Here is a 19,054-nt window from a genome sequence, read left to right as displayed (position 1 = left end):
GCGACGGAGCGGGCGGCGGCGGGGCGGCGGACGGCGACCGACACGGCGCGCACCCGCCCTCCCGCGGTGTCCAGCCGCACCGAAACAGCCCCCTCCAGCCCGGCGCCCCCCGCCACGCTCATCGGCGTCCGCCCCCGAACAGGGAGCGGCGGGACAGGGCGGGCTTCGCCGGTTCCGCATCGTTTTCAGCAGGCGTTGCAGGCGGCTTTCCAGGGTGTGGCGCCGGTTCCGGCTCCCGCATCAACTGGTCGAGCGCCAGGAGAGCGGCGGCGCGGGCGTCCTCCTGATCGGCAAACACGTTCATGGCCGAGGCGAGCGGGATCACCGCCAGCGTCCCCAGCACGCCCAGCCGCGCCGCCGTGAACCGGTAGGCGCCGGAGGGCAGGGCGACCTCCGTCTTGTCGCCGTCGCGCAAGGCCGACCACAGCGCCGGGTCGCCCGGAATCAGCACGGCGTTCAAGAACCAGGGAGCGATGACGCAGCCGATCCAACCCGGCCCGTAAGGGCGGAAGCCCACCGGCTCCACCGACAAGGCGGCGTTGCAGATGGGAACCCCGATCATGTCGCGCTCCGCGATCAGGCGGTAGCTGGCGGTCAGCGCCGCGACGCGGGCGTCCATGGGGTCGGCGCCCGGCGGTTCGAGGACGGTGAAGCCATGCTGCGGCCCGCCGCAGCCCGGACAGCGCCAATAGTCCGGCAGGCTGCCGAAGGGCGTGCCCGGCGGCACCTCCCGCCCCGGATCGCCCGCCGCGGGGTCGTAGACCGCGCCGCAGGACCCGCAGGCGGGGCGCGCGTCGGCGGCGAATCCCGCTTCGGGGCCGCCGGGGGTCACGCGCCCACCTTTCCCGTCAGGTCGGCGAACAGATGGTCCACATTCTCGCCCCTCGCCGCCAGCAGGATGGCGTCCAGCGCGTTGTTCAGCGGCTCCACCTCCTCCGCTTCGAGGGAACGGACGGCGCGGTCGAGATGGACCAGCACCCAGCCGCCCTCCGGAACCTCCTCGATCAGCATGACGTTGACGCGCCGCTCCTCGCCGCGGCCGGCGCAGCGCGCCGTGAAGCCGTCGGTCTCCAGAACCTGCATCGGAATGCCGAGACACATGCGCGCGCCCTCGCGGGGGGAAAGCTGCCATTGGAACCGCGGCATATTGACCGTGGGTTGAACGCGCACATTGATGTGCGTCAAACATGCGGTCCGGCGTAATTTCCTGACGCTCCGCCATTTTCAATCGAAACGGTTCTGCTAAAGTGACGGACGCTTCGCGTGCGATGGGGTGGGGTCGGTCGCGCGCCGCTCAACGATACAAGCAGGGGTTCTCACGGATGAAACGTTTCGCTCTCGCGTCGGCCACCGCGGCGGCGGCCCTGGCCGCGCTGCCCAACGCGGCGCTCGCCCACACCTTCGGCGCCCACGACGCCGGGCTCGTCCATGGTTTCCTGCACCCGGTCGGCGGCTGGGATCACCTGCTGGCGATGATCGCCGTCGGCCTGTGGGCCGCGCAGCGCGGCGGTGCGGCCCTGTGGGCGCTGCCCACCGCCTTCGTCGGCGCGATGATCGGCGGCGGCCTGCTGGGCATGGCCGGCATCGGCCTGCCGCAGGTCGAGCTGGGCATCGTCCTGTCCGTGGTCGCCCTGGGCGCCCTGATCGCCCTGCAATCCCGCCTGCCGCTGGCGGCCTCCGCCGGTGTGGTCGCCCTGTTCGCCGTCTTCCACGGCCACGCCCACGGCGCCGAGATGCCGGAGGCGGCGGAGCCGCTGCTCTATGGGCTGGGCTTCGCCCTGGCCACGGCGCTGCTGCACGGCGCCGGCATCGGCGCGGCCCTGTCGCTGCGCCGGTTCGCCGAGGGCCGCAAGGGCGCCCTGGCGCTGCGCGGCACGGGTGCGGTGGTCGGTCTGGCCGGCGTGGCGCTGCTCGCGCTGGGCTGAACCGGGACGTCCGATTCGGTGTCGGAGGGCCGGCGGAGCGCTCCGCCGGGCCTTTTCCTTTTTCGGCCCCTTATGGATTTTCCAAACGAATCCAGGCGCTTGGCGAGTCGCGCCCGGCAGGCTTCCCCCGCGCGGCGCGGACGGCCATGCTGGGCGCCGACCTGCCTGAAGGGGAACCACGCCGATGACACCGCCGACCTTCGCCGCCCTGCGCAAAGCCCTGCTCGCTTTGGCCGTCGCCGCTCCCGCCTCCCTGGCCGCCGGTGCCGTCCTGGCTCCCGCCGCGCCCGCCCTGGCCGAGGTTCCGGGACAGCAGCGCACCCAGGCGCCGGGCTTCTACCGCATGGCGCTCGGCGACTTCGAGATCACGGCGCTGTACGACGGCTTCATCGACCTCGACCGCAAGATCCTCGGCGGCGCCAGCGCGGAGGACATCCAGAGCCTGCTGGCCCGCATGTTCCTGGCCGACACGCCGGGCGTGCAGACGGCGGTGAACGCCTATCTGGTGCACACCGGCAAGAACCTCGTCCTGGTGGACACCGGGACGGCGAAGGCGTTCGGTCCGGCGCTGGGCTTCATCGCCGACAACATCCGCGCCGCCGGCTACGCCCCGGAGCAGGTCGACACCGTTCTGCTGACCCACCTGCATCCGGACCACGCCAACGGCCTGCTGCGCCCGGACGGCGCCATGCTGTTCCCCAACGCCACGGTGCATGTCGCCAAGGCCGACGCCGATTTCTGGCTGAGCGAGGAGGTGGCGGCCAAGGCCCCGGCGGAGAACCAGCCCTTCTTCGCCATGGCCCGCGCCGCGGCGGCCCCCTACGCCGCGGCGGGCAGGCTGAAGCCCTACCAGCCCGGCGACGGCCTCGTGCCGGGGGTGGAGGCGGTCGCGGCCTACGGCCACACGCCGGGCCACAGCGGCTATCTCTTCACTTCCGGCGAGCGCAGCATCCTGATGTGGGGCGACCTCGTGCACAGCCACGCGGTGCAGTTCGCCCGCCCCGAGGTCGTCATCGAGTTCGACGCCGACAAGGCGCAGGCCATCGCCACCCGCAAGAAGATCTTCGCCGACGCCGCGGCGCAGAAGCTGTGGGTGGCCGGCGCCCATCTGCCCTTCCCCGGCATCGGCCATGTCCGCACCGAAGGGAACGGCTACGCCTGGGTTCCGGTGGAGTTCGGTCCGATCCGCGCCGACCGCTGATCAATCGTGGCCGCCACGCTCATTCCCGGGGCGTGGCGGTCACGCCGAGGCGGGCCAGTTCCTCCACGATCATCGCGACCATGCGGGGGATCACCGCCTCGATCTCCGGCGACATCATCAGGCCGGTGCCCAGCGCCATCGGCACGCAGCCGACCACCGTCACGCTCTCCGGCGCCTCGTCCTGAAGGCGCAGCGAGGCCAGCAGGTCGCTGAGGCCGAGCTGGTGCGGCGACAGCTTGCCCTTGAAATAGGCCGGAACCTCGTCGCCGCGCAGCACGGTCAGGGTGGCCGGCGGTGCGCCGGTCTTCACCGCGTCCACGGCGATCAGGTGCTTGTGGCTGGCGATCAGATCCAGCATGTCCATGCCGCAGGTGCCGCCGTCCACCACGCTGACGTGATCGGGAACGGTCCAGGCGGCGTCGAAAGCCTCCATGGCGCGCACGCCCACCCCTTCGTCCATCAGAAGGATATTGCCGAGGCCGAGGACGAGGATGGACATGGGGCTGAAGCTCCGTTCGAAGGGTTTGAAACAGAAGGATGAAACGGGAGCGGCGCGGTTCGCCGTGAACTGGATCAATTGACGCGAAAAGCCCCTCTCCCGCGGGGAAGAGGGGCTTCCGCTCGATCGGACGGGAAGGGTCAGACGACCTTCACCTGATAGTGCGACTTCGTTTCCGTGTCGGTCAGGTGCACGGCGCAGGCCAGGCACGGGTCGAAGCTGTGCAGGGTGCGGATGATCTCCAGCGGCTGGTCGGCGACCGCCACCGGGTTGTCGATCAGCGCCGCCTCGTAGGCCGAGATGTTCCCGTCCTCGTCGCGCGGGCCGGCGTTCCAGGTGGTCGGCACGACCGCCTGGTAGTTCTTGATCTTGCCGTTCTCGATCACGACCCAGTGCGAGAGCATGCCGCGCGGCGCCTCGTGGAAGCCGAAACCGCGGATCTCGCCCTTCGGGAACACCGGCTTGTTGAAGGTCTTGGTGTCGCCCTTCGCGATGTTCTCCATCAGCAGCTTCCACTGGTTCTGCAACTCCTCGTGCAGGACCACGCAGCGCACCGCACGGGCGGCGTGGCGCCCGATGGTGGAGTGCAGCGCGTCCACGCCCACCTTGCTGCCGAGATGGCCCGACACGGCGTCCAGCACCGCGTTGACCCAGAACTGCGTGCGCTGGTGGCCCGAGGCGTACATGCCCAGAACGTTGGCCAGCGGGCCGACCTGGGCGCGCTTGTCGTAGAAGGTCGGCGACTTGATCCAGCTGTACTTGCCGTCGTCCTGCCAGTCGGTGAAGTTCGGGATCGTCTCGCCGTCGTAGGGGTGCAGGGGACCCTTGCCGCCCTGGTACCAGGAATGCTTCACGCTCTCCTTCACGCCCTTCTCGAAGTAGGGGTCGTGGAAGTCCTTGATCGGGGTGAAGCCCTTGGCGATGTCGCCGCCGTCGATGTAGCCGGCGGGCAGGGCGAAGACGGTGCCCTTGGTGTCCAGCGGCATGTCCGGGATGGACAGATAGTTCACCACGCCGCGGCCATACTGCGTCCAGTCGGCGTAGAAGGCGCCGATGGCCGCCACGTCGGGGATGTAGACCTGGGTGATGAAGTCGCCCACCTCGTCGATCAGCTGCTTGATGTACATCAGCTTTTCGAGCGTCAGGGTGGACTGGCTGTCCATGTTGATCGGGTTGGTGACGCCGCCGACCGCCATGTTCTGGATGTGCGGGGTCTTGGAACCCAGGATCGCCACCACCTTGTTCATGCGCCGCTGGTAGTCGAGCGCCTGGAGATAGTGCGCCGCCGCCATCAGGTTGGCTTCCGGCGTCAGCTTCATCGCCGGGTGGCCCCAGTAGCCCGAGCCGAAGATGCCGAGCTGGCCGGAGTTGATGAAGGCTTGCAGCTTCTTCTGCGCGGTGGCGAATTCCTGCGTGCTGTTCCGCGGCCAGCCGGAAATCGACTGGGCCAGCTTCGCGGTCGCCGCCGGATCGGCCTTCAGCGCCGACACGATGTCCACGAAGTCGAGCGCGGACAGGTGGTAGAAATGGACGATGTGATCGTGGACGTTGTGGGCGCCCTGGATCATGTTGCGGATGTACTGGGCGTTGAGCGGCACCTCCAGCTTCAGCGCGTTCTCCACCGCGCGGACGGAGGTGATGGCGTGCACGGTGGTGCAGACGCCGCAGATGCGCTGGGCGAAGACCCAGGCGTCGCGCGGGTCCTTGCCCTGAAGGATCAGCTCGATGCCGCGCCACATCTGGCCCGACGCCCAGGCGTTGGTGACCTTGCCGCCGTCCACTTCACAATCGACCCGCAGGTGACCCTCGATGCGGGTGACCGGATCTACAACAACTCGCTGAGCCATAACGAAAGTCTCCTAAACTCAGCCGTGCTCGGGATGGACGGCGTGCATGACGGGCAGCTTCTTCACGAAGAGGAGATACAGCGCGATCTCCAACGCGAAGACGCCGACGGTGACCATGATTTCCTTGACCGAGGGGAAGTAGTGCCAAGGACCGACCGCCGGCGTGAAGCCGATGAGATAGACGTTCAGGCGGTAGAGGATGCCCGCCACCAGCAGCAGCGACGCCGCCAGGAACAGCGCCCGCGACCGGTTGCGGTTGGCCTTGGGGATCAGCAGCGCGAGGCCGGCGATCATCAGGACCATCTCCGCGATGAACCAGCCGGACTGCGGGCCGCCGAAGATCTGGCCGATCTGGCCGCGCACGATCAGATCGACGAAGCGCAGCACGACGAACAGCGAGGCGACGGCCAGCATCAGCCCCGACAGCTTCGACAGCACCGGCGTTTCCATCGGGCGGCGGAAGTTCAGCGAGGCCATGACCGATTCCCAGACCACGATGGCGAAGCCCATCAGGATGGCGGTCAGCAGGAAGAAGACCGGCAGCATCTGCGACTGCCACAGCGGCGACAGCTTGTGCCCCACGATGACCATCATGGTGCCCAGCGACGACTGGTGCATCGTCGGCAGCAGGACGCCCAGCGCGATGAAGACCCACAGCACCTTGTTCAGCTTGGCGCGCAGCCCCTCGATGCCGAAGCGCTCCAGGAAGGCCGGGGCGAACTCCACCACCAGGACCAGCGTGTAGGTCGCCACGCACAGGCCGACCTCCAGCATCACGGAGTTCGGCTGCGCATACCACGGCAGCATCATGTGGTAGAAGTTCCAGTAGCGGCCCAGATCGACCAGCACCGCCAGACCGGCGAGGCCGTAGCCGAACAGGCTGGCCAGCACCGCCGGACGGACCAGCGGGTGGTACTCGCCCCGGTTCAGGATGTAGCAGAGCAGCGCGATGACGTAGCCGGCGCAGCCGAAGGCCGAACCGATCACCACGTCGATGGCGACCCAGATGCCCCAGGGATAGCCGTCGTTCAGGTTCGACGCCGCCCCCAGGCCCTGGGTGTAGCGCTGGAACAGGATGACGCCGGCGATGGCGACCAGCACGGCGCAGATCAGGAAGGGAAGGGTGAGGACCCGGCCGCCGAGTGGTTGATGTTCATGAGCGTGCGAAGACATGGCGTGGCCCCCCTCACTCGTCGGTGTGGTTCTTGGTGTTGCGGTGCGCCAGATAGGCGAGACCGGCGAACACCGTGGCGGGGGCGATCATGCCCGCGTAGAGCGTGTGCTGGATGCCTTCCGACAGGGTCGGATAGCCGTTCTCCGGCACGTTGGTGGGCAGGTTCAGCTTGTCGAACGGTACGGCGGACACCGCGAGGCACTGCGTGCCGCCCAGCTCCTTCTCGCCGTAGATGTGCGTCTGATAGGCCACCTCCACCAGCTTCTCGTGGCCGTCGCGCGGGCCGCCGACCTTGCCGGCGATGTCGCCGCGCGGAAAATGGGCGTGCTCGCCCACCTTCAGCGCGGTGCGGCGCTTGGCCTCCGCCAGCAGATCCTCGGAACGGCCGAACAGGGTGGCCCCGGTGGGGCAGACGTCGGCGCAGCCCGGAAGCTCGTTCTTGGCGAGCTGCTGCTTGCAGAGCTGGCACTTTTTGATTTCGCCGAAGGCGTCGTTGTAGTCGTACTTCGGCACGCCGAACGGGCAGGACAGCACGCAGTAGCGGCAGCCGATGCAGGCGCTGGGGTCGTGATTGACGATGCCGGTCTTGGCGTCCTTGGTCATCGCCGACACCGGGCAGACCGACACGCAGGACGGATCGGCGCAGTGCAGGCACTGCCGCTTGATGAAGGCGAAGCCGTTCTCCGCCGCGTCCTTGGTGGCGCCGGTGCCGTGGCTGTAGGCCTTGATGACGTTCAGCGTCTTGGCCGACAGCTCCACCGGGCTGTCGTAGATCGGCTTGTCGCCGCCGCCCGCGTTCCAGCCCTGCTGGGCCGGGCCGACGTCGGGCGGCATGTGGTTGACCTCCTTGCAGGCGGTCACGCAGGCCTTGCAGCCGATGCACAGCGTGCTGTCGTACAGCAGGCCGACCGCGTCCGGCGGCAGCGGCTTGGGCGGGCGCTGGAGGGCGTTGGCCTCCGGCGGGGCGGCGACGACCGTGGTGCAGGCCGCCGCGGCGGCGGCGGCGCTTCCCTTGACCGCGTTCCGCAGGAAGCCGCGCCGTGAGACCGATGTCCTGTTCTTCGACATCATGCTTTTCGACATGGCGTCACCTTCACTCGACGGCGGTGGAGGAGGATTCAGTCTTCGCGTCCTGCTTGCCGAGCCGGCTGGAGATGACGGCGCCCGCACCGACCGCCGCACCCGCGATGCCGGCGACCACCGCCGCGGCCCCGGCGGAGATGCCCTCGCCCTTGTCCACGGCGACCGCCGGGTAGCTGTTGGGCGGCGCCACCGACTTCAGCGAGGCCAGCTCGTGGATGCCCTTGGTGAAGCCGACGCCCTTCTCGGTGCAGCCGAAGCAGGGATGGCCGGTGCCCACCGGCCAGGTGCCCTGGCCGACGTCGTTGAAGCCGACCGACGGACAGTTCGCGTAGGTCTCCGGACCCTTGCAGCCCAGCTTGTACAGGCAGTAGCCCTGGCGGTGACCGTAGTCGCCGAACTCCATGGCGAAGCGTCCGGCGTCGAAGTGCGGGCGGCGCTCGCAATTCTCGTGGATCAGGCGGCCATAGGCGAATTTCGGGCGCATCTTGTCGTCCAGCTCGGGCAGTTTGCCGAAGGCGACGAAATGCAGGACCAGCGACAGGAAGTTGTAGGGGTTCGGCGGGCAGCCGGGAACGGAGACGACCGGCTTGTCCTTGATGATCTCGTTCAGGCCGACCGCACCCGTCGGGTTGACGCCGGTGGACGGCCAGCCGCCCCAGGAGGAGCAGGACCCCATGGAGATGACGGCGGCGGCGCCCTTGGCGCACTCCAGCACCGCTTCCCTGTAGGTCTTGCCGGCGACCATGCAGTAGACGCCCCCGTCCTTCGTCGGGATGGAGCCGTCGGTGACCATCAGGTACTTGCCCCAATTGTCCTTCATCGCCTGCTGCTTCCAGTTCTCGGCCTGGTGGCCGGAGCCGGTCATCAGCGTCTCGTTGTAGTCGAGCGAGATGGTGTCGAGGATCAGCGTCTCGAGCGACGGGTGATGGGTGCGCAGCAGCGATTCGGTGCAGCCGGTGCAGGCCTGGCCGGACAGCCAGATCACCGACGGGCGCGGCGCGGCCACCGCGGCGTTGGCGATCTTCACGCCGAAGGCGGGGGACAGGCCCAGCGTGGCGGCCACGCCCGTGCAATAGGTCAGGAACTCCCGGCGGGACAGGCCGGCCAGCGCACCTTCATACTCATCGAGATCGCCGATGTGCTCGGCGTCGAGATCCACATGTCCGTCGGGCATGATTTCCCCCAAAGACCCTTTGCATTGATCTGCTGGCCGCCCGGTTGCCGGACGCCGGATGCGCAGCACGCCACGACGCGCCATGGCGGACCCACGGCGCGGCTTTATCCCTATAGTTTATAGGGGTATTTGGGCGCGAAGCGCTTGCCGGCATTGCACCAGTTGTGGCGCGGGCAAGGCATTGATCTACATCAAACGGGCTATGCGGCGGGTAAGCATCGAACGCCGCACGCGCATCAATCGAAACGATGCGTCGGGGAAAGCCTCCTCCCCCGTCCGGATGGCGGGGGAGGAGGGGAGAGGATCAGACCGCCTTCATCTGGCGGGTGAAGTCGTCCACGTCGGTTTGCAGGGTGCGTGCATGGACCGAAAGGCCCTTGGCGGCGCCGAGCAGGCCGCCGGCGGCCTCCCCGGTGCGGTCGGCGGCCTGCGACACGCCGGAGATGGTCGAGGAGACCTCTTGCGTGCCGATGGCGGCCTCCTGGACGTTGCGGGCGATCGCCTGGGTGGCGGAGCCCTGCTGCTCCACCGCGGTGGCGACGTTGGTGCTGATGTCGCTGATCCGCTCGATGGTGCCGACGATGCCGCTGATGGCGCCGACCGCCTGCTGGGTCTCGTTCTGGATCGCGACGATCTGGGCCGAGATTTCCTCGGTGGCGCGGGCGGTCTGGTTGGCGAGGCTCTTCACCTCCTGCGCCACCACGGCGAAGCCCTTGCCGGCCTCGCCGGCGCGGGCCGCCTCGATGGTCGCGTTCAGGGCCAGCAGGTTGGTCTGGCTGGCAATCTCGGTGATCAGGTTGACGACCGCGCCGATCTTCTCCGCGGCCTGGGCAAGTCCCTGGATGGTGCTGTTGGTGCGCTGGGCCTCCCGTTCCGCCTCGCTGGCGATGCGGGCGGCCTCGCCGATGCGCTGGCTGATCGAGCCGATGGAGGCGGACAACTCCTCGGTCGCCGTGGCCACGGTCTGGACGTTGCCGGTGGCCTGTTCCGCCGCCGCGGCGACGGTCGAGCTGCGCCGCGAGGCGTCGGCGGCGGAATGGGTCAGCGTTTCGGCGCTGGTCCGGATGTTGTCGGCCTCACCGTTCAGGGTGCGGCACAGCCCCTCGATCTTCTTGGTGAAGCCGTGGGTCAGGGCTTCCAGCCGTTCCTGCCGCTGGCGGCGCACGTCGATCTCGCGGCGCTCCTGCTCGGCCAGATCGTTGGCGCGCCGCAGCCCGTCGCGGAAGACCAGCACGGCACCGGCCATGTCGCCGATCTCGTCGCCCTGGCCGGTGCCGGGCACCTCCGCCGTCGTGTTTCCGGCGGCGATGGTCTTCATCGCCGCGGTCATGCGGGCGATGGGGCGCGCGATCATATCGCGGGCGACCAGGACGGCCAGCAGGATGCCGAAGGCCACGCCGCCGATGCCGAAGGCGAGCATCATGGTGCTCCAGCGGCTCCGCGCCGACTCCAGCTCATTGTGCAGGCGGTCGATCATGCCGTCCTGCTCGGCGCTCAGCTTCTGCAGGGCGGCGTTCAGCGCCTGCCGGTTGCTGCGGTTGGCGTCGTTGTCGCCGTAGATCCGGCCTTCCGCGGCCCCCTTCTCGCGGGCGATGCGCACCAACTCCGTGCGGAAGCGGATGAACTCCTCCGCCTTCGTGGCCACCGGGGCCAGCGCGGCCTGCCCTTCCGCCGGGGTGACGCGCTTCAGGGTGCCGAGCCGCTCGCCGAGGGTGTTCAGGCTGTCCAGCAGGGGCTTGCCGAACTTGTCCACCTCCGCCCGGTCGCGGGACATGTAGACGCCGCGCGAGTCCATGACCACGGCCAGGACGAGGCCGTTGATCTGCTCACCCAGGACCTGCCGGTCCGAGGCGCGTTCGATGGCCTCGGACTTGCCGGCCAGATCCTGCATGGCGAACAGCCCGATCAGGCCGGTCACTGCGGCCACCGCCACCTGGAGTCCCACAAGAAGATAAACTTTCGGCCCGATTTTCAGATTCCTGAGCGCTTTCAACATGCTTGGACGTCCCTGTTGCGGCGGTCCCGTGGGGCGGTCTTGGGCCGCCTCTGCGTGCGACGATAATGGGGTACCTATTCGTTTCCGAAGCGTTAAATCGTTCTATGACACGTTGCCGCGCGACCATTGGGCCGGTACTGGATCCGCCGCCTATTGTTTTTTGAACGAATCAATTCCGGCGGGAATAGAGAGGCGCGTGGCGTGTTCCTCTCTGTAAGGGCACATCACCACGGACCGGGCCGGTGGATCATGAAACCCGCTCCGACCATCCTCTGGAAACTTCTTCAGTCCGGCGTTGTCATCCTGCTGCTGGCGCTGGCGGCCTGTGGCGACGGCGGCTGGACTCATTGGGCAAGCTACGGCGTCGGCTACGGCTGCTGCGGTCCGGTGTACGAGGTGGGGGCGGGGCTGCCGGTCTACCGGCTGGAACCCCGCTCCTACTGGAACTATCCGGATTACCGCGGCCCCGGCCCGGTGGCCGGGCTGGCGAGTCGGCTGGGGGGATGAAGGGTTGGCGGCGTTACGGAAAATACGCGTTACGGAAAATACGATTGAACGGGTCCGCCCGGCCATCCACCTAAGAAGGAGTGGGGCGGGCAGGGCGAGGCGGAACGATGGCGGTCACCCGGGACGATCTGAAGAAGCGCATCGGTCAGGCCCTGGGCGAGACGAAGGCCGATCTGGTCATCAAGGACACCCGTTTCCTGAACGTCGTCACCGGCGAGATCGCCGCGGGCGACATCGCCCTGTGCGGCGACCGGATCGTCGGGACCTATGAATCCTACGACGGGGCGGAGGAGATCGACGGGCGCGGGCTGACCGTCGTGCCGGGTTTCATCGACACCCACGTCCATTGCGAATCCACCTGCGTCACGCCGATGGAGTTCGACCGCTGCGTCCTGCCGCGCGGCACCACCACGGCCATCTGCGACCCGCACGAGATCTGCAACGTGCTGGGGGAGAAGGGGCTCCGCTATTTCCTGGACTGCGCGGAGGGGACGGTTCTGGACCTGCGGGTGCAGCTTTCCTCCTGCGTGCCGGCGACGGAGCTGGAAACCTCCGGCGCGCGGCTGGAGGCGGCGGACCTGCTGCGCCACAAGGACCATCCGAAGGTGCTGGGGCTGGCCGAGTTCATGAACTTCCCCGGCGTCTTCCACAAAGTGGACGGCGTGCTGGACAAGCTGGCCGCCTTCGACGGGCGCCACATCGACGGCCACGCCCCGCTGCTCAGCGGGCGGGAACTGAACGCCTATCTGTCCTGCGGCATCCGCAACTGCCACGAGACGACCAGCGCGCCGGAGGCGATGGAGAAGCTGCGCAAGGGCATGCAGGTGCTGATCCGCGACGGGTCGGTGTCGAAGGATGTGCACGCGCTGGCCCCGGTCATCCAACCGGAAACCTCGCCCTTCCTGGGCTTCTGCACCGACGACCGCAACCCCCTCGACATCGCCGAGGAGGGGCACATGGACCATCTGATCCGCAGCGCGATCCGGCTGGGCGCCCCGCTGGCCCATGTCTACCGGGCGGCCACATGGTCGGCGGCGCGCGGATTCGGCCTGTTCGACCGCGGGCTGGTGGCGCCCGGGCAGCGCGCCGACCTCGTGCTTCTGGACGATCTGGAGACTTGCGCGGTCAACCGGGTCATCCGCAACGGGCGGGTGGTGACCCCGGCGACGTTCGCCGGGCGCCCGGCGGTCAGCCCGGTGGGCCTGCGCTCCGTCAGGCTGCACCCGGTGACGGCGGAGGATTTCGCGGTGCCCGCCGCGGGCTCCGTCCAGTCGGTGATCGGCGTCCTGCCCGGCAAGATCATCACGGCCCATCTGCGGCTGGAGGTGCCGGCCAGGAATGGGGCGCTGGTGGCCGATCCGGACCGCGACATCCTGAAGATCTGCGTCTTCGCCCGCCACGGCACCAACCAGAATGTCGGGCGCGGCTTCGCCAGCGGATTCCACTTCCGGGAGGGGGCGCTGGCCTCCTCGGTCGGGCACGACAGCCACAACATCTGCGTGGTCGGCGCGTCGGACGAGGACATGGCCGTCGCCGTCAACCGTCTGATCGAGCTTCAGGGCGGATTCGTCGCGGTGCGCAACGGCGCGGTGGTGGGCGAACTCGCCCTGCCGCTGGCCGGGCTGATGAGCCTGGAACCCTTCGAGACGGTGGAGCGCCACCTGCGCAGCCTGCGCGCGTCCGTGCGGGAGATGGGCTGTCCGTTGGCCGAACCGTTCCTGCAACTGGCCTTCCTGCCGCTGCCGGTGATCCCGCATCTGAAGATCACCGATCGCGGGCTGGTGGATGTGGACAAATTCGCGCTGGTGAACGCCTGAAGCCCGGCAATTTCTGCCGGACGGGAGGCGGATTTTTCCGGCCACGGTGGCTGGGGGCTTGGGTCGTCAAGGGTGTCACCCTTGTTGCCGTCAGGCAAGAGAGCGCTGTTCCACAGAGGCCATCACCGCCGCACCGTCATTCCCGCGAAAGCGCATAGGCGCTGACTTTGCCCCCACCTAACCTCCCCCGCTGGGCGGGGGAGGGACTGCCGCCGCCTTTCCGAACAAGCACTTGCTCCTTCCCCCGCCCAGCGGGGGAGGGTCGGGGTGGGGGGCAAAGTGAGCGCCCGCGCACCTTCGCGGGGGGTGACGATGGAGGACGCCGGGCAGGCCGTGGCGCACGGTGTTGAACCCTTTGGCCCGCCGTCTGCAAGGAGCCGCCCGACAAAAGGGAACGACGTCGGTCGGAGGGGCGTGCCATGGTTGGATTGAGCGATATCGGCAGCTTGGCGCAGAGCCTTCAGTCGTCCATCGACGCGGCGATGAAGCGCGTCCAGGAGCAGGCCAAGCAGGCGACCGACGCCAAGCCCAGCGGCGAGGTCAAGGAATACGAGCAGACCGTCCGCAAGTCGGCGCTGAACGCCTCGTCCTTCTCGACCAACGTCGGCACGCTGGTGAAGGACACCAGCCGCCTGAACGTGCTCAGCTCGCTGGCTGCCAACGATCCGGCGGACTTCTACAAATTCTCAGTGACGACGCCGGGCGAGGCCACGCTGGGCCGGGTCGGCGACACGGGCGTGCGCGTCCAGCTCATGGACAAGCAGGGCAAGATCATCGCCGACAGCAACAGCGAGGCCGGTTCCACCTACGACACCTACAAGAAGTTCGAGGCGGGAACCCTGGCGCTGGAGCGCGGCGACTACACGCTGCGCGTCTCCCGCGACAAGGGCGTTGCGGCGAAGGAGGAGAAGAACTACGGCCTCCAGCTCCGCATGGGCGACTACAGCAAGGATTACGACACCATCGCCAAGCAGCCGGTCAAGGGCGAGAACCCGCTCCAGACCACGCCGCAGCTTCAGCGCCTGACCTCCCTGCTGACCGGAGGCAGCACGGCCAGCTCCGGCGCGCTGGGAATCCTGACGGGGGGAAGCGGCAGCGGCTACAGCGGGCGCGGGTCGCTGCTGAACGGACTTTTCTGAGGAGCGGCACTTCCCCACCATGACGATTGCCCGCGCCCTGCGGGTGCGCTAAGGGTGCGGCATGGTGACCGACTCCCTCCCGACGCCCGACCCTTCGGGCTCCGCCGTCCGCCGCGCCACCGCCATCGGTGGTCTGGCCATCCTGATGTGGTCCACGCTGGCGCTGCTGACCGCGCTGTCGGGGACCATTCCACCGTTCCAGCTCGTCGCGATGTCCTTCGGCGTCGCCTTCGTCGTCGGAACGGCGGCGGGGGCCGCGCGGGGCAAGGACGTGATCGGCGTGCTGCGCCAGCCCTGGAAGGTCTGGGCGCTCGGCGTGGCCGGGCTGTTCGGTTACCACTTCTTCTATTTCCTGGCCTTCCGCCTCGCCCCCGGCGCGGCGGTGGAGGTCAATCTGCTGAACTACCTGTGGCCGCTGCTGATCGTGCTGTTCTCGGCGTTGCTGCCGGGGGAGCGGCTGAAGCGCGGCCATGTGCTGGGCGCGCTCTGCGGGCTGGCCGGGACGGTGCTGATCGTGACGGGCGGCGGGCGCGGCCTGTCGCTCGACGCCGGGGACACGCCGGGCTACCTGTCGGCCATGGCCGCGGCGGTGCTCTGGGCGTCCTACTCCGTGCTGTCGCGCCGATTCGGCGACGTCCCGACGGAGGCGGTGGGCGGTTTCTGCCTCGCCACCGCGGTGCTGGCCGGGCTGTCGCACCTGCTGTTCGAAACCACGGTGGCGCCGTCCGGCGGCGAATGGCTGGCGGTGCTCGCCATGGGGATCGGGCCGGTCGGCGCGGCCTTCTTCGTGTGGGACCACGGGGTGAAGCGCGGCGACATCCGGGCGCTGGGCGTGCTGTCCTACGCGACGCCGCTGACCTCCACGCTGCTGTTGATCCTGTTCGGGCAGGCGTCGGGCGGCTGGGCCGTGTGGGCGGCCTGCGGGCTGATCATGGGCGGCGCCGTGCTGGCCAGCCGCGACGTTCTGCGCGGTGACCGGTAGGGCGCCTGTCCGGCGGCGAAAAGTCAGGGCAGCGGCGGAGTGGGGTGAGGTGTTCTTTCGTTGAGCCCTCTCCCGGCGCCCCCGCATCGCAGGGAAGGACCGCCGAACGGGGACCGCCTCAGGAACGGAAGAGGATGCAGACGGGACTGCCGGTCCGGGCGACGGTCTGCATCGGCTCCAGGCTCCCCTTGCGTGGGTCGATGCGGAAGCCGACGATGGCGTCGCTGTCCTCGTTGGCGGCGAACAGGATGTCCTCCGACGGGCTGAGGGCGAAGAAGCGCGGTGTCCGCCCGCCGGTCGCCTGCCAACCGGCGGGGGCGAGCCGGCCCGTCGCCTCGTCCACCGCAAAGGTTGCGATGCTCTCGTGGCCGCGGTTGGAGGCGTAGACGAACCGCCCGGTCGCCGACACGGCGATCTCAGCGGCACGGCTGTTGCCGACGAAGCTGTCCGGCACGGCGCTCAGAATCTGGAATGGCGTGAGGGCGCCGGTCCCGGCGTCGAACCGGCAGGAGGTGACCGTCGAGTCGAGTTCGTTGACGACATAGGCGAAGCGGTTCGACGGGTGGAAGGCGACATGCCGCGGGCCGGCGCCTTCCCGGGCTTCGGCCGCCGCGCCCTCCACCGCCGACAGCGTGCCGGTTTCCGTGTCGAGGCGGAAGACGAACGTCCGGTCCAGGCCCTTGTCGGGGACCGCGATGAAGCGGTCCGTCCGGTCGAACTGGACCTGATGGGGCTTGGGAAAGGGCTGCTCCACCCGGTGCGGGCCGATCTGTCCGGTCAGCGTGACGAGATCGCACGGCGTGCCCAGGGCGCCGCGCCCGTCGATGGGCAGCACCGCGAGCGACGAGGTGACGTGGTTGGCGACCACCACGAAACGGTTGGTGGGATCGACGCAGAGATGGACCGGGTTCCTGCCGCCCGTCGATTCCCGGTTGAGAAAGGTCAGCGTCCCCGAAACGGGATCGATGCGGAACGCGCTGATTTCGCTGCGGTCGCCATGCACGGCGTAGAGGAAGCGGCGGTGGCGGTCGAAGCCGAGAAAGGACGGGTTGACCAGATCGGAAAGAACCTGCACCGGCGTCCAGGCGGCGGTTCCCGGATCGACCCGGTACACGCTGAGCCCTACGCCGCGCGCGTTGCGCTCCCGGGTCGTGCGGGAGCCGACATAGGCGAAGTAAGGGGCGAAGTCAGGGGCGAAGTCAGGGGCGGAATACGGGTTTGCAGGCTGCGGCATGACCTCTGGCGTCTCCTGTCGCGCAACGGGCCGTCCATCGACGACTTGCGCTTCGGCTCCCCGGCTGCGGCAGGCCGGCACCAGCCGACCGCCACAGCCGGGAGTTTCGAACAGACGGCCTTACTTGGCCAGCCCCAGATCCGTCAGGATGCCTTCCATCTTCGCGCGATCCTCCTTGATGAAGGCGGCGAACTGGTCCGCCGGCTGATAGAGGTCGGTCCACTGGCGCTTCTCGACGGTGCCCTTCCAGGCGGGGCTGGCGACCATCCGGGCGATGGCGTCCGCCAGCGCCTTCCGGTCGGCGTCGCGGATGCCGGGAGGCGCCATCAGGCCGCGCCAGTTGAAGAAGGCGACATCGACCCCCTGTTCCCTCAGGGTCGGGATGTCCACACCCGGCAGCCGCTGTTCGGAGGAGATGGCGAGCGCCCGCGCCTTGCCGTCCGTGATGACGGACTGGTATTCGCCATAGCCGCCGATGCCCACCGTCACATGGCCGCCCAGGATGGCGCCGAGCGCCTCGCCGCCGCCGGAATGCGCGATGTAGTTGATCTTCGCCGGGTCCACCCCGACGGTCTTGGCGATCAGGCCGGCGATGATGTGGTCGGTGCTGGCGATGGACCCGCCGCCCCAGGACACCGATCCCGGATCGCTCTTCAGCTTGGCGACGAGGTCGTCCAGCGACGTGATCGGCGAGTTGGCCGGGACGAACAGGATCTCATACTCCCCGACCAGACGGGCCAGCGGGGTGATGTCGTTGAGGGTGACCGGCGACTTGTGGGTGATGATGGCGCCCTGCAGCGTCTGCCCGGCGACCAGGATCGCATCGCCCCGGCGCTTCTTGGACGTGACGAACTGGGCCAGCCCGACCGTGCCGCCGGCACCGGCGATGTTCATCACCTGCACGCTCGACACGAGGCCGGCCTGCTGAAGCGCCGTCTGCATGGCGCGGGCTGTCTGGTCCCACCCGCCGCCGGGATTCGCCGGGGCGATCAGATCCAGATTTTTCACCTGGGCCGAGGCCGGCAGCCCGGCGGCGCAGGCCAGCGCGAAGGCCGCCCCGCCCAGCAGGCCGGTGAACATCCGTCGAGAATAAATGAACATGGTTTCCTCCCGTCTTGATTGATGGCCGTTGTGTTCGATGGTCTTCGGATGCCCCGGTCAGGCCGCGAGGGCGCGCCGGAGGATCATCGGAATCACGCCGCCGGCCCGGATCAGCGCGACGTCGAGCGCCGTTTCGAGCAGGGCCGTCGCCTCGCCGGTCTCGCTTCCACCCGACTTGCGGTGCACGGTCACCCGCACACTCGCCCGCGGCACCAGCGCGGATGCGTCGGCGTGGATCTCCACCCGGTCGCCCGGCGTGAGCCCCAGCGTCTCGGGACTCCAGGACGGCGGCAGGCGCAGCGGCAGGATGCCCATGCCGACCAGATTGGAGCGGTGGATGCGCTCGAAGCTCCGGGCCAGGACCGTCCGGACGCCGAGCAGGTGCGTGCCCTTCGCCGCCCAGTCGCGCGACGATCCCGTGCCGTAGCGCTCCCCGGCGATCAGCACGGTGGGCAGGCCGGCCCGCGCGTAACGTTCGGCGGCGACCCAGACCGGCAGAAGCTCGCCCGTCGGTGCGAAGACCGTCTGTCCCGCAGGGCTGTCGGGGCACAGCCGGTTGACGACGGTCCGGTTCGTGAACAGGCCGCGCAGCATCACTTCCCAATTGCCGCGGCGCGAGGAGTAGACGTTGAGGTCCTGCGGGTCCGCTCCGCGTGCGATCAGGTGCCGCCCGGCGTCGCTGGAGGCCGGGATGGCGCTGGCCGGGGAGATGTGGTCGGTCGTGATGTCGTCGCCCAGCACCAGCAGCGGGTGTGCGGTGAAGGACGCGGGCCGCGTTTCCGGCGGCCCGAAAGTCACGAAGGGGGGACGGCGCAGGTAGGTGGACTCCGCGTCCCAGGGGAAACGCTCGCCGCCCGGCGCCTCCAGGGCATGCCACAGCGGCGACGCCTCCGCCTCGGCATAGGCCGCGGCCACGTCGTCCGGATCGGTGGCGGCGGCAAGCACCGCCTCGATCTCCTCCGACGACGGCCAGAGATCGGCGAGGCGGACCGTCCGTCCGTCCGTTCCGGTGCCGAGCGGGTCGAGGGTGACGTCCAGCACCGCCCGCCCGCTCAGCGCCCAGGCGACCACCAGCGGCGGCGAGGCCAGGATGGCGGAGGTCAACTGCGGGTGCACCCGGCCCGGAAAGTTGCGGTTGCCCGACAGCACGACGACCGGCTTGATTCCGCGCCGTTCCATGGCCTCCGCGACGATGGGCAGCAGCGGTCCGGAATTGCCGATGCAGGTGGCGCAACCGTAGGCGGCGATGCCGAAGCCGAGCGCCTCCAGATCGTCCAGCAGCCCGGCCCGCGCCAGCCGCCGCGCCGTCGCCGGGGAACCGGGGGTCAGCGACGTCTTCACCCAGGCCGGCGGGCGCAGGCCGCGCCGCCGCGCC

The 19,054-nt window shown here is 69.0% G+C and carries 17 protein-coding genes; 6 read left to right on the top strand and 11 right to left on the bottom strand.

Going from position 1 to position 19,054, the window contains the following annotated elements; translation table 11 throughout:
• Positions 1-118: 118 nt before the first annotated feature.
• Entirely contained in the window at positions 119-832 is a 714-nt protein-coding gene (gene hybE / locus QSG27_RS19980; protein ID WP_306709216.1) for a [NiFe]-hydrogenase assembly chaperone HybE, read from the bottom strand.
• The gene (locus QSG27_RS19975; RefSeq protein ID WP_306709215.1) at positions 829-1,101 is read right to left on the bottom strand and encodes a HypC/HybG/HupF family hydrogenase formation chaperone; all 273 of its coding nucleotides are present in this window, start codon (positions 1,099-1,101) and stop codon (positions 829-831) included. Before QSG27_RS19975 ends, hybE begins: the two co-directional genes overlap by 4 nt.
• A gap of 221 nt (positions 1,102-1,322) precedes the next feature.
• Here QSG27_RS19975 and QSG27_RS19970 point away from each other — a divergent pair, with 221 nt between their 5' ends.
• Together QSG27_RS19970 and QSG27_RS19965 are read left to right on the top strand one after the other, a co-directional pair.
• Positions 1,323-1,925, top strand: coding sequence for a HupE/UreJ family protein (locus QSG27_RS19970; RefSeq protein ID WP_306709213.1), 603 nt, complete (start codon positions 1,323-1,325; stop codon positions 1,923-1,925).
• A gap of 184 nt (positions 1,926-2,109) precedes the next feature.
• Positions 2,110-3,126 carry an MBL fold metallo-hydrolase gene (locus QSG27_RS19965; protein ID WP_306709211.1) on the top strand — a complete coding sequence of 339 codons (1,017 nt, stop codon included), beginning with the start codon at positions 2,110-2,112 and terminating at the stop codon, positions 3,124-3,126.
• A gap of 19 nt (positions 3,127-3,145) precedes the next feature.
• On the opposite strand, the gene QSG27_RS19960 is transcribed toward QSG27_RS19965, so the two are convergent.
• The 6 genes from QSG27_RS19960 to QSG27_RS19935 form a co-directional block, all read right to left on the bottom strand.
• Complete coding sequence (locus tag QSG27_RS19960; RefSeq protein WP_306709209.1) at positions 3,146-3,625, bottom strand: HyaD/HybD family hydrogenase maturation endopeptidase; 480 nt, start codon at positions 3,623-3,625, stop codon at positions 3,146-3,148.
• 140 nt (positions 3,626-3,765) lie between these two features.
• Positions 3,766-5,472: a nickel-dependent hydrogenase large subunit gene (locus tag QSG27_RS19955; RefSeq protein ID WP_306709206.1), complete on the bottom strand. Its 1,707-nt coding sequence runs from the start codon at positions 5,470-5,472 to the stop codon at positions 3,766-3,768.
• 18 nt (positions 5,473-5,490) lie between these two features.
• Complete coding sequence (hybB, locus tag QSG27_RS19950) at positions 5,491-6,645, bottom strand: Ni/Fe-hydrogenase cytochrome b subunit (protein ID WP_306709204.1); 1,155 nt, start codon at positions 6,643-6,645, stop codon at positions 5,491-5,493.
• 13 nt (positions 6,646-6,658) lie between these two features.
• Positions 6,659-7,729: a hydrogenase 2 operon protein HybA gene (gene hybA, locus QSG27_RS19945; protein WP_306709200.1), complete on the bottom strand. Its 1,071-nt coding sequence runs from the start codon at positions 7,727-7,729 to the stop codon at positions 6,659-6,661.
• Between the two features lie 10 nt (positions 7,730-7,739).
• A complete protein-coding gene (locus QSG27_RS19940) occupies positions 7,740-8,903 on the bottom strand; it encodes a hydrogenase small subunit (RefSeq protein WP_306709198.1) in 1,164 nt (387 codons plus the stop codon).
• Between the two features lie 304 nt (positions 8,904-9,207).
• Entirely contained in the window at positions 9,208-10,836 is a 1,629-nt protein-coding gene (locus tag QSG27_RS19935; protein ID WP_306709197.1) for a methyl-accepting chemotaxis protein, read from the bottom strand.
• 312 nt (positions 10,837-11,148) lie between these two features.
• Between QSG27_RS19935 and QSG27_RS19930 the strand changes: the two genes are divergently transcribed.
• The 4 genes from QSG27_RS19930 (at position 11,149) to yddG (ending at position 15,344) form a co-directional block, all read left to right on the top strand.
• A complete protein-coding gene (locus QSG27_RS19930; RefSeq protein WP_306709195.1) occupies positions 11,149-11,406 on the top strand; it encodes a hypothetical protein in 258 nt (85 codons plus the stop codon).
• 107 nt (positions 11,407-11,513) lie between these two features.
• On the top strand, positions 11,514-13,223 hold the full coding sequence (gene ade, locus QSG27_RS19925) for an adenine deaminase (protein WP_306709193.1): 1,710 nt from the start codon (positions 11,514-11,516) through the stop codon (positions 13,221-13,223).
• 419 nt (positions 13,224-13,642) lie between these two features.
• Positions 13,643-14,362, top strand: a complete 720-nt coding sequence (locus tag QSG27_RS19920; RefSeq protein WP_306709191.1) for a hypothetical protein — start codon at positions 13,643-13,645, stop codon at positions 14,360-14,362.
• 61 nt (positions 14,363-14,423) lie between these two features.
• The gene (yddG, locus tag QSG27_RS19915; RefSeq protein ID WP_306709189.1) at positions 14,424-15,344 is read left to right on the top strand and encodes an aromatic amino acid exporter YddG; all 921 of its coding nucleotides are present in this window, start codon (positions 14,424-14,426) and stop codon (positions 15,342-15,344) included.
• A 118-nt stretch (positions 15,345-15,462) separates the two neighbouring features.
• On the opposite strand, the gene QSG27_RS19910 is transcribed toward yddG, so the two are convergent.
• The 3 genes from QSG27_RS19910 to QSG27_RS19900 all read right to left on the bottom strand — a co-directional run.
• Positions 15,463-16,578 (bottom strand): lactonase family protein, encoded by a 1,116-nt coding sequence (locus QSG27_RS19910; RefSeq protein ID WP_306709187.1) that lies wholly within the window; start codon positions 16,576-16,578, stop codon positions 15,463-15,465.
• A 120-nt stretch (positions 16,579-16,698) separates the two neighbouring features.
• Positions 16,699-17,679, bottom strand: coding sequence for a Bug family tripartite tricarboxylate transporter substrate binding protein (locus QSG27_RS19905; RefSeq protein ID WP_306709185.1), 981 nt, complete (start codon positions 17,677-17,679; stop codon positions 16,699-16,701).
• A 57-nt stretch (positions 17,680-17,736) separates the two neighbouring features.
• A partial coding sequence (locus QSG27_RS19900) for an aconitase family protein (RefSeq protein WP_306709183.1) occupies positions 17,737-19,054 on the bottom strand: 1,318 nt, incomplete at its 5' end.

The sequence above is a fragment of the Azospirillum isscasi genome (assembly GCF_030849505.1).
Lineage (GTDB): Bacteria > Pseudomonadota > Alphaproteobacteria > Azospirillales > Azospirillaceae > Azospirillum > Azospirillum isscasi.
The sequence above is the reverse complement of the archived record's forward strand: the minus strand, read 5'-3'. Positions and strand labels throughout refer to the sequence as shown.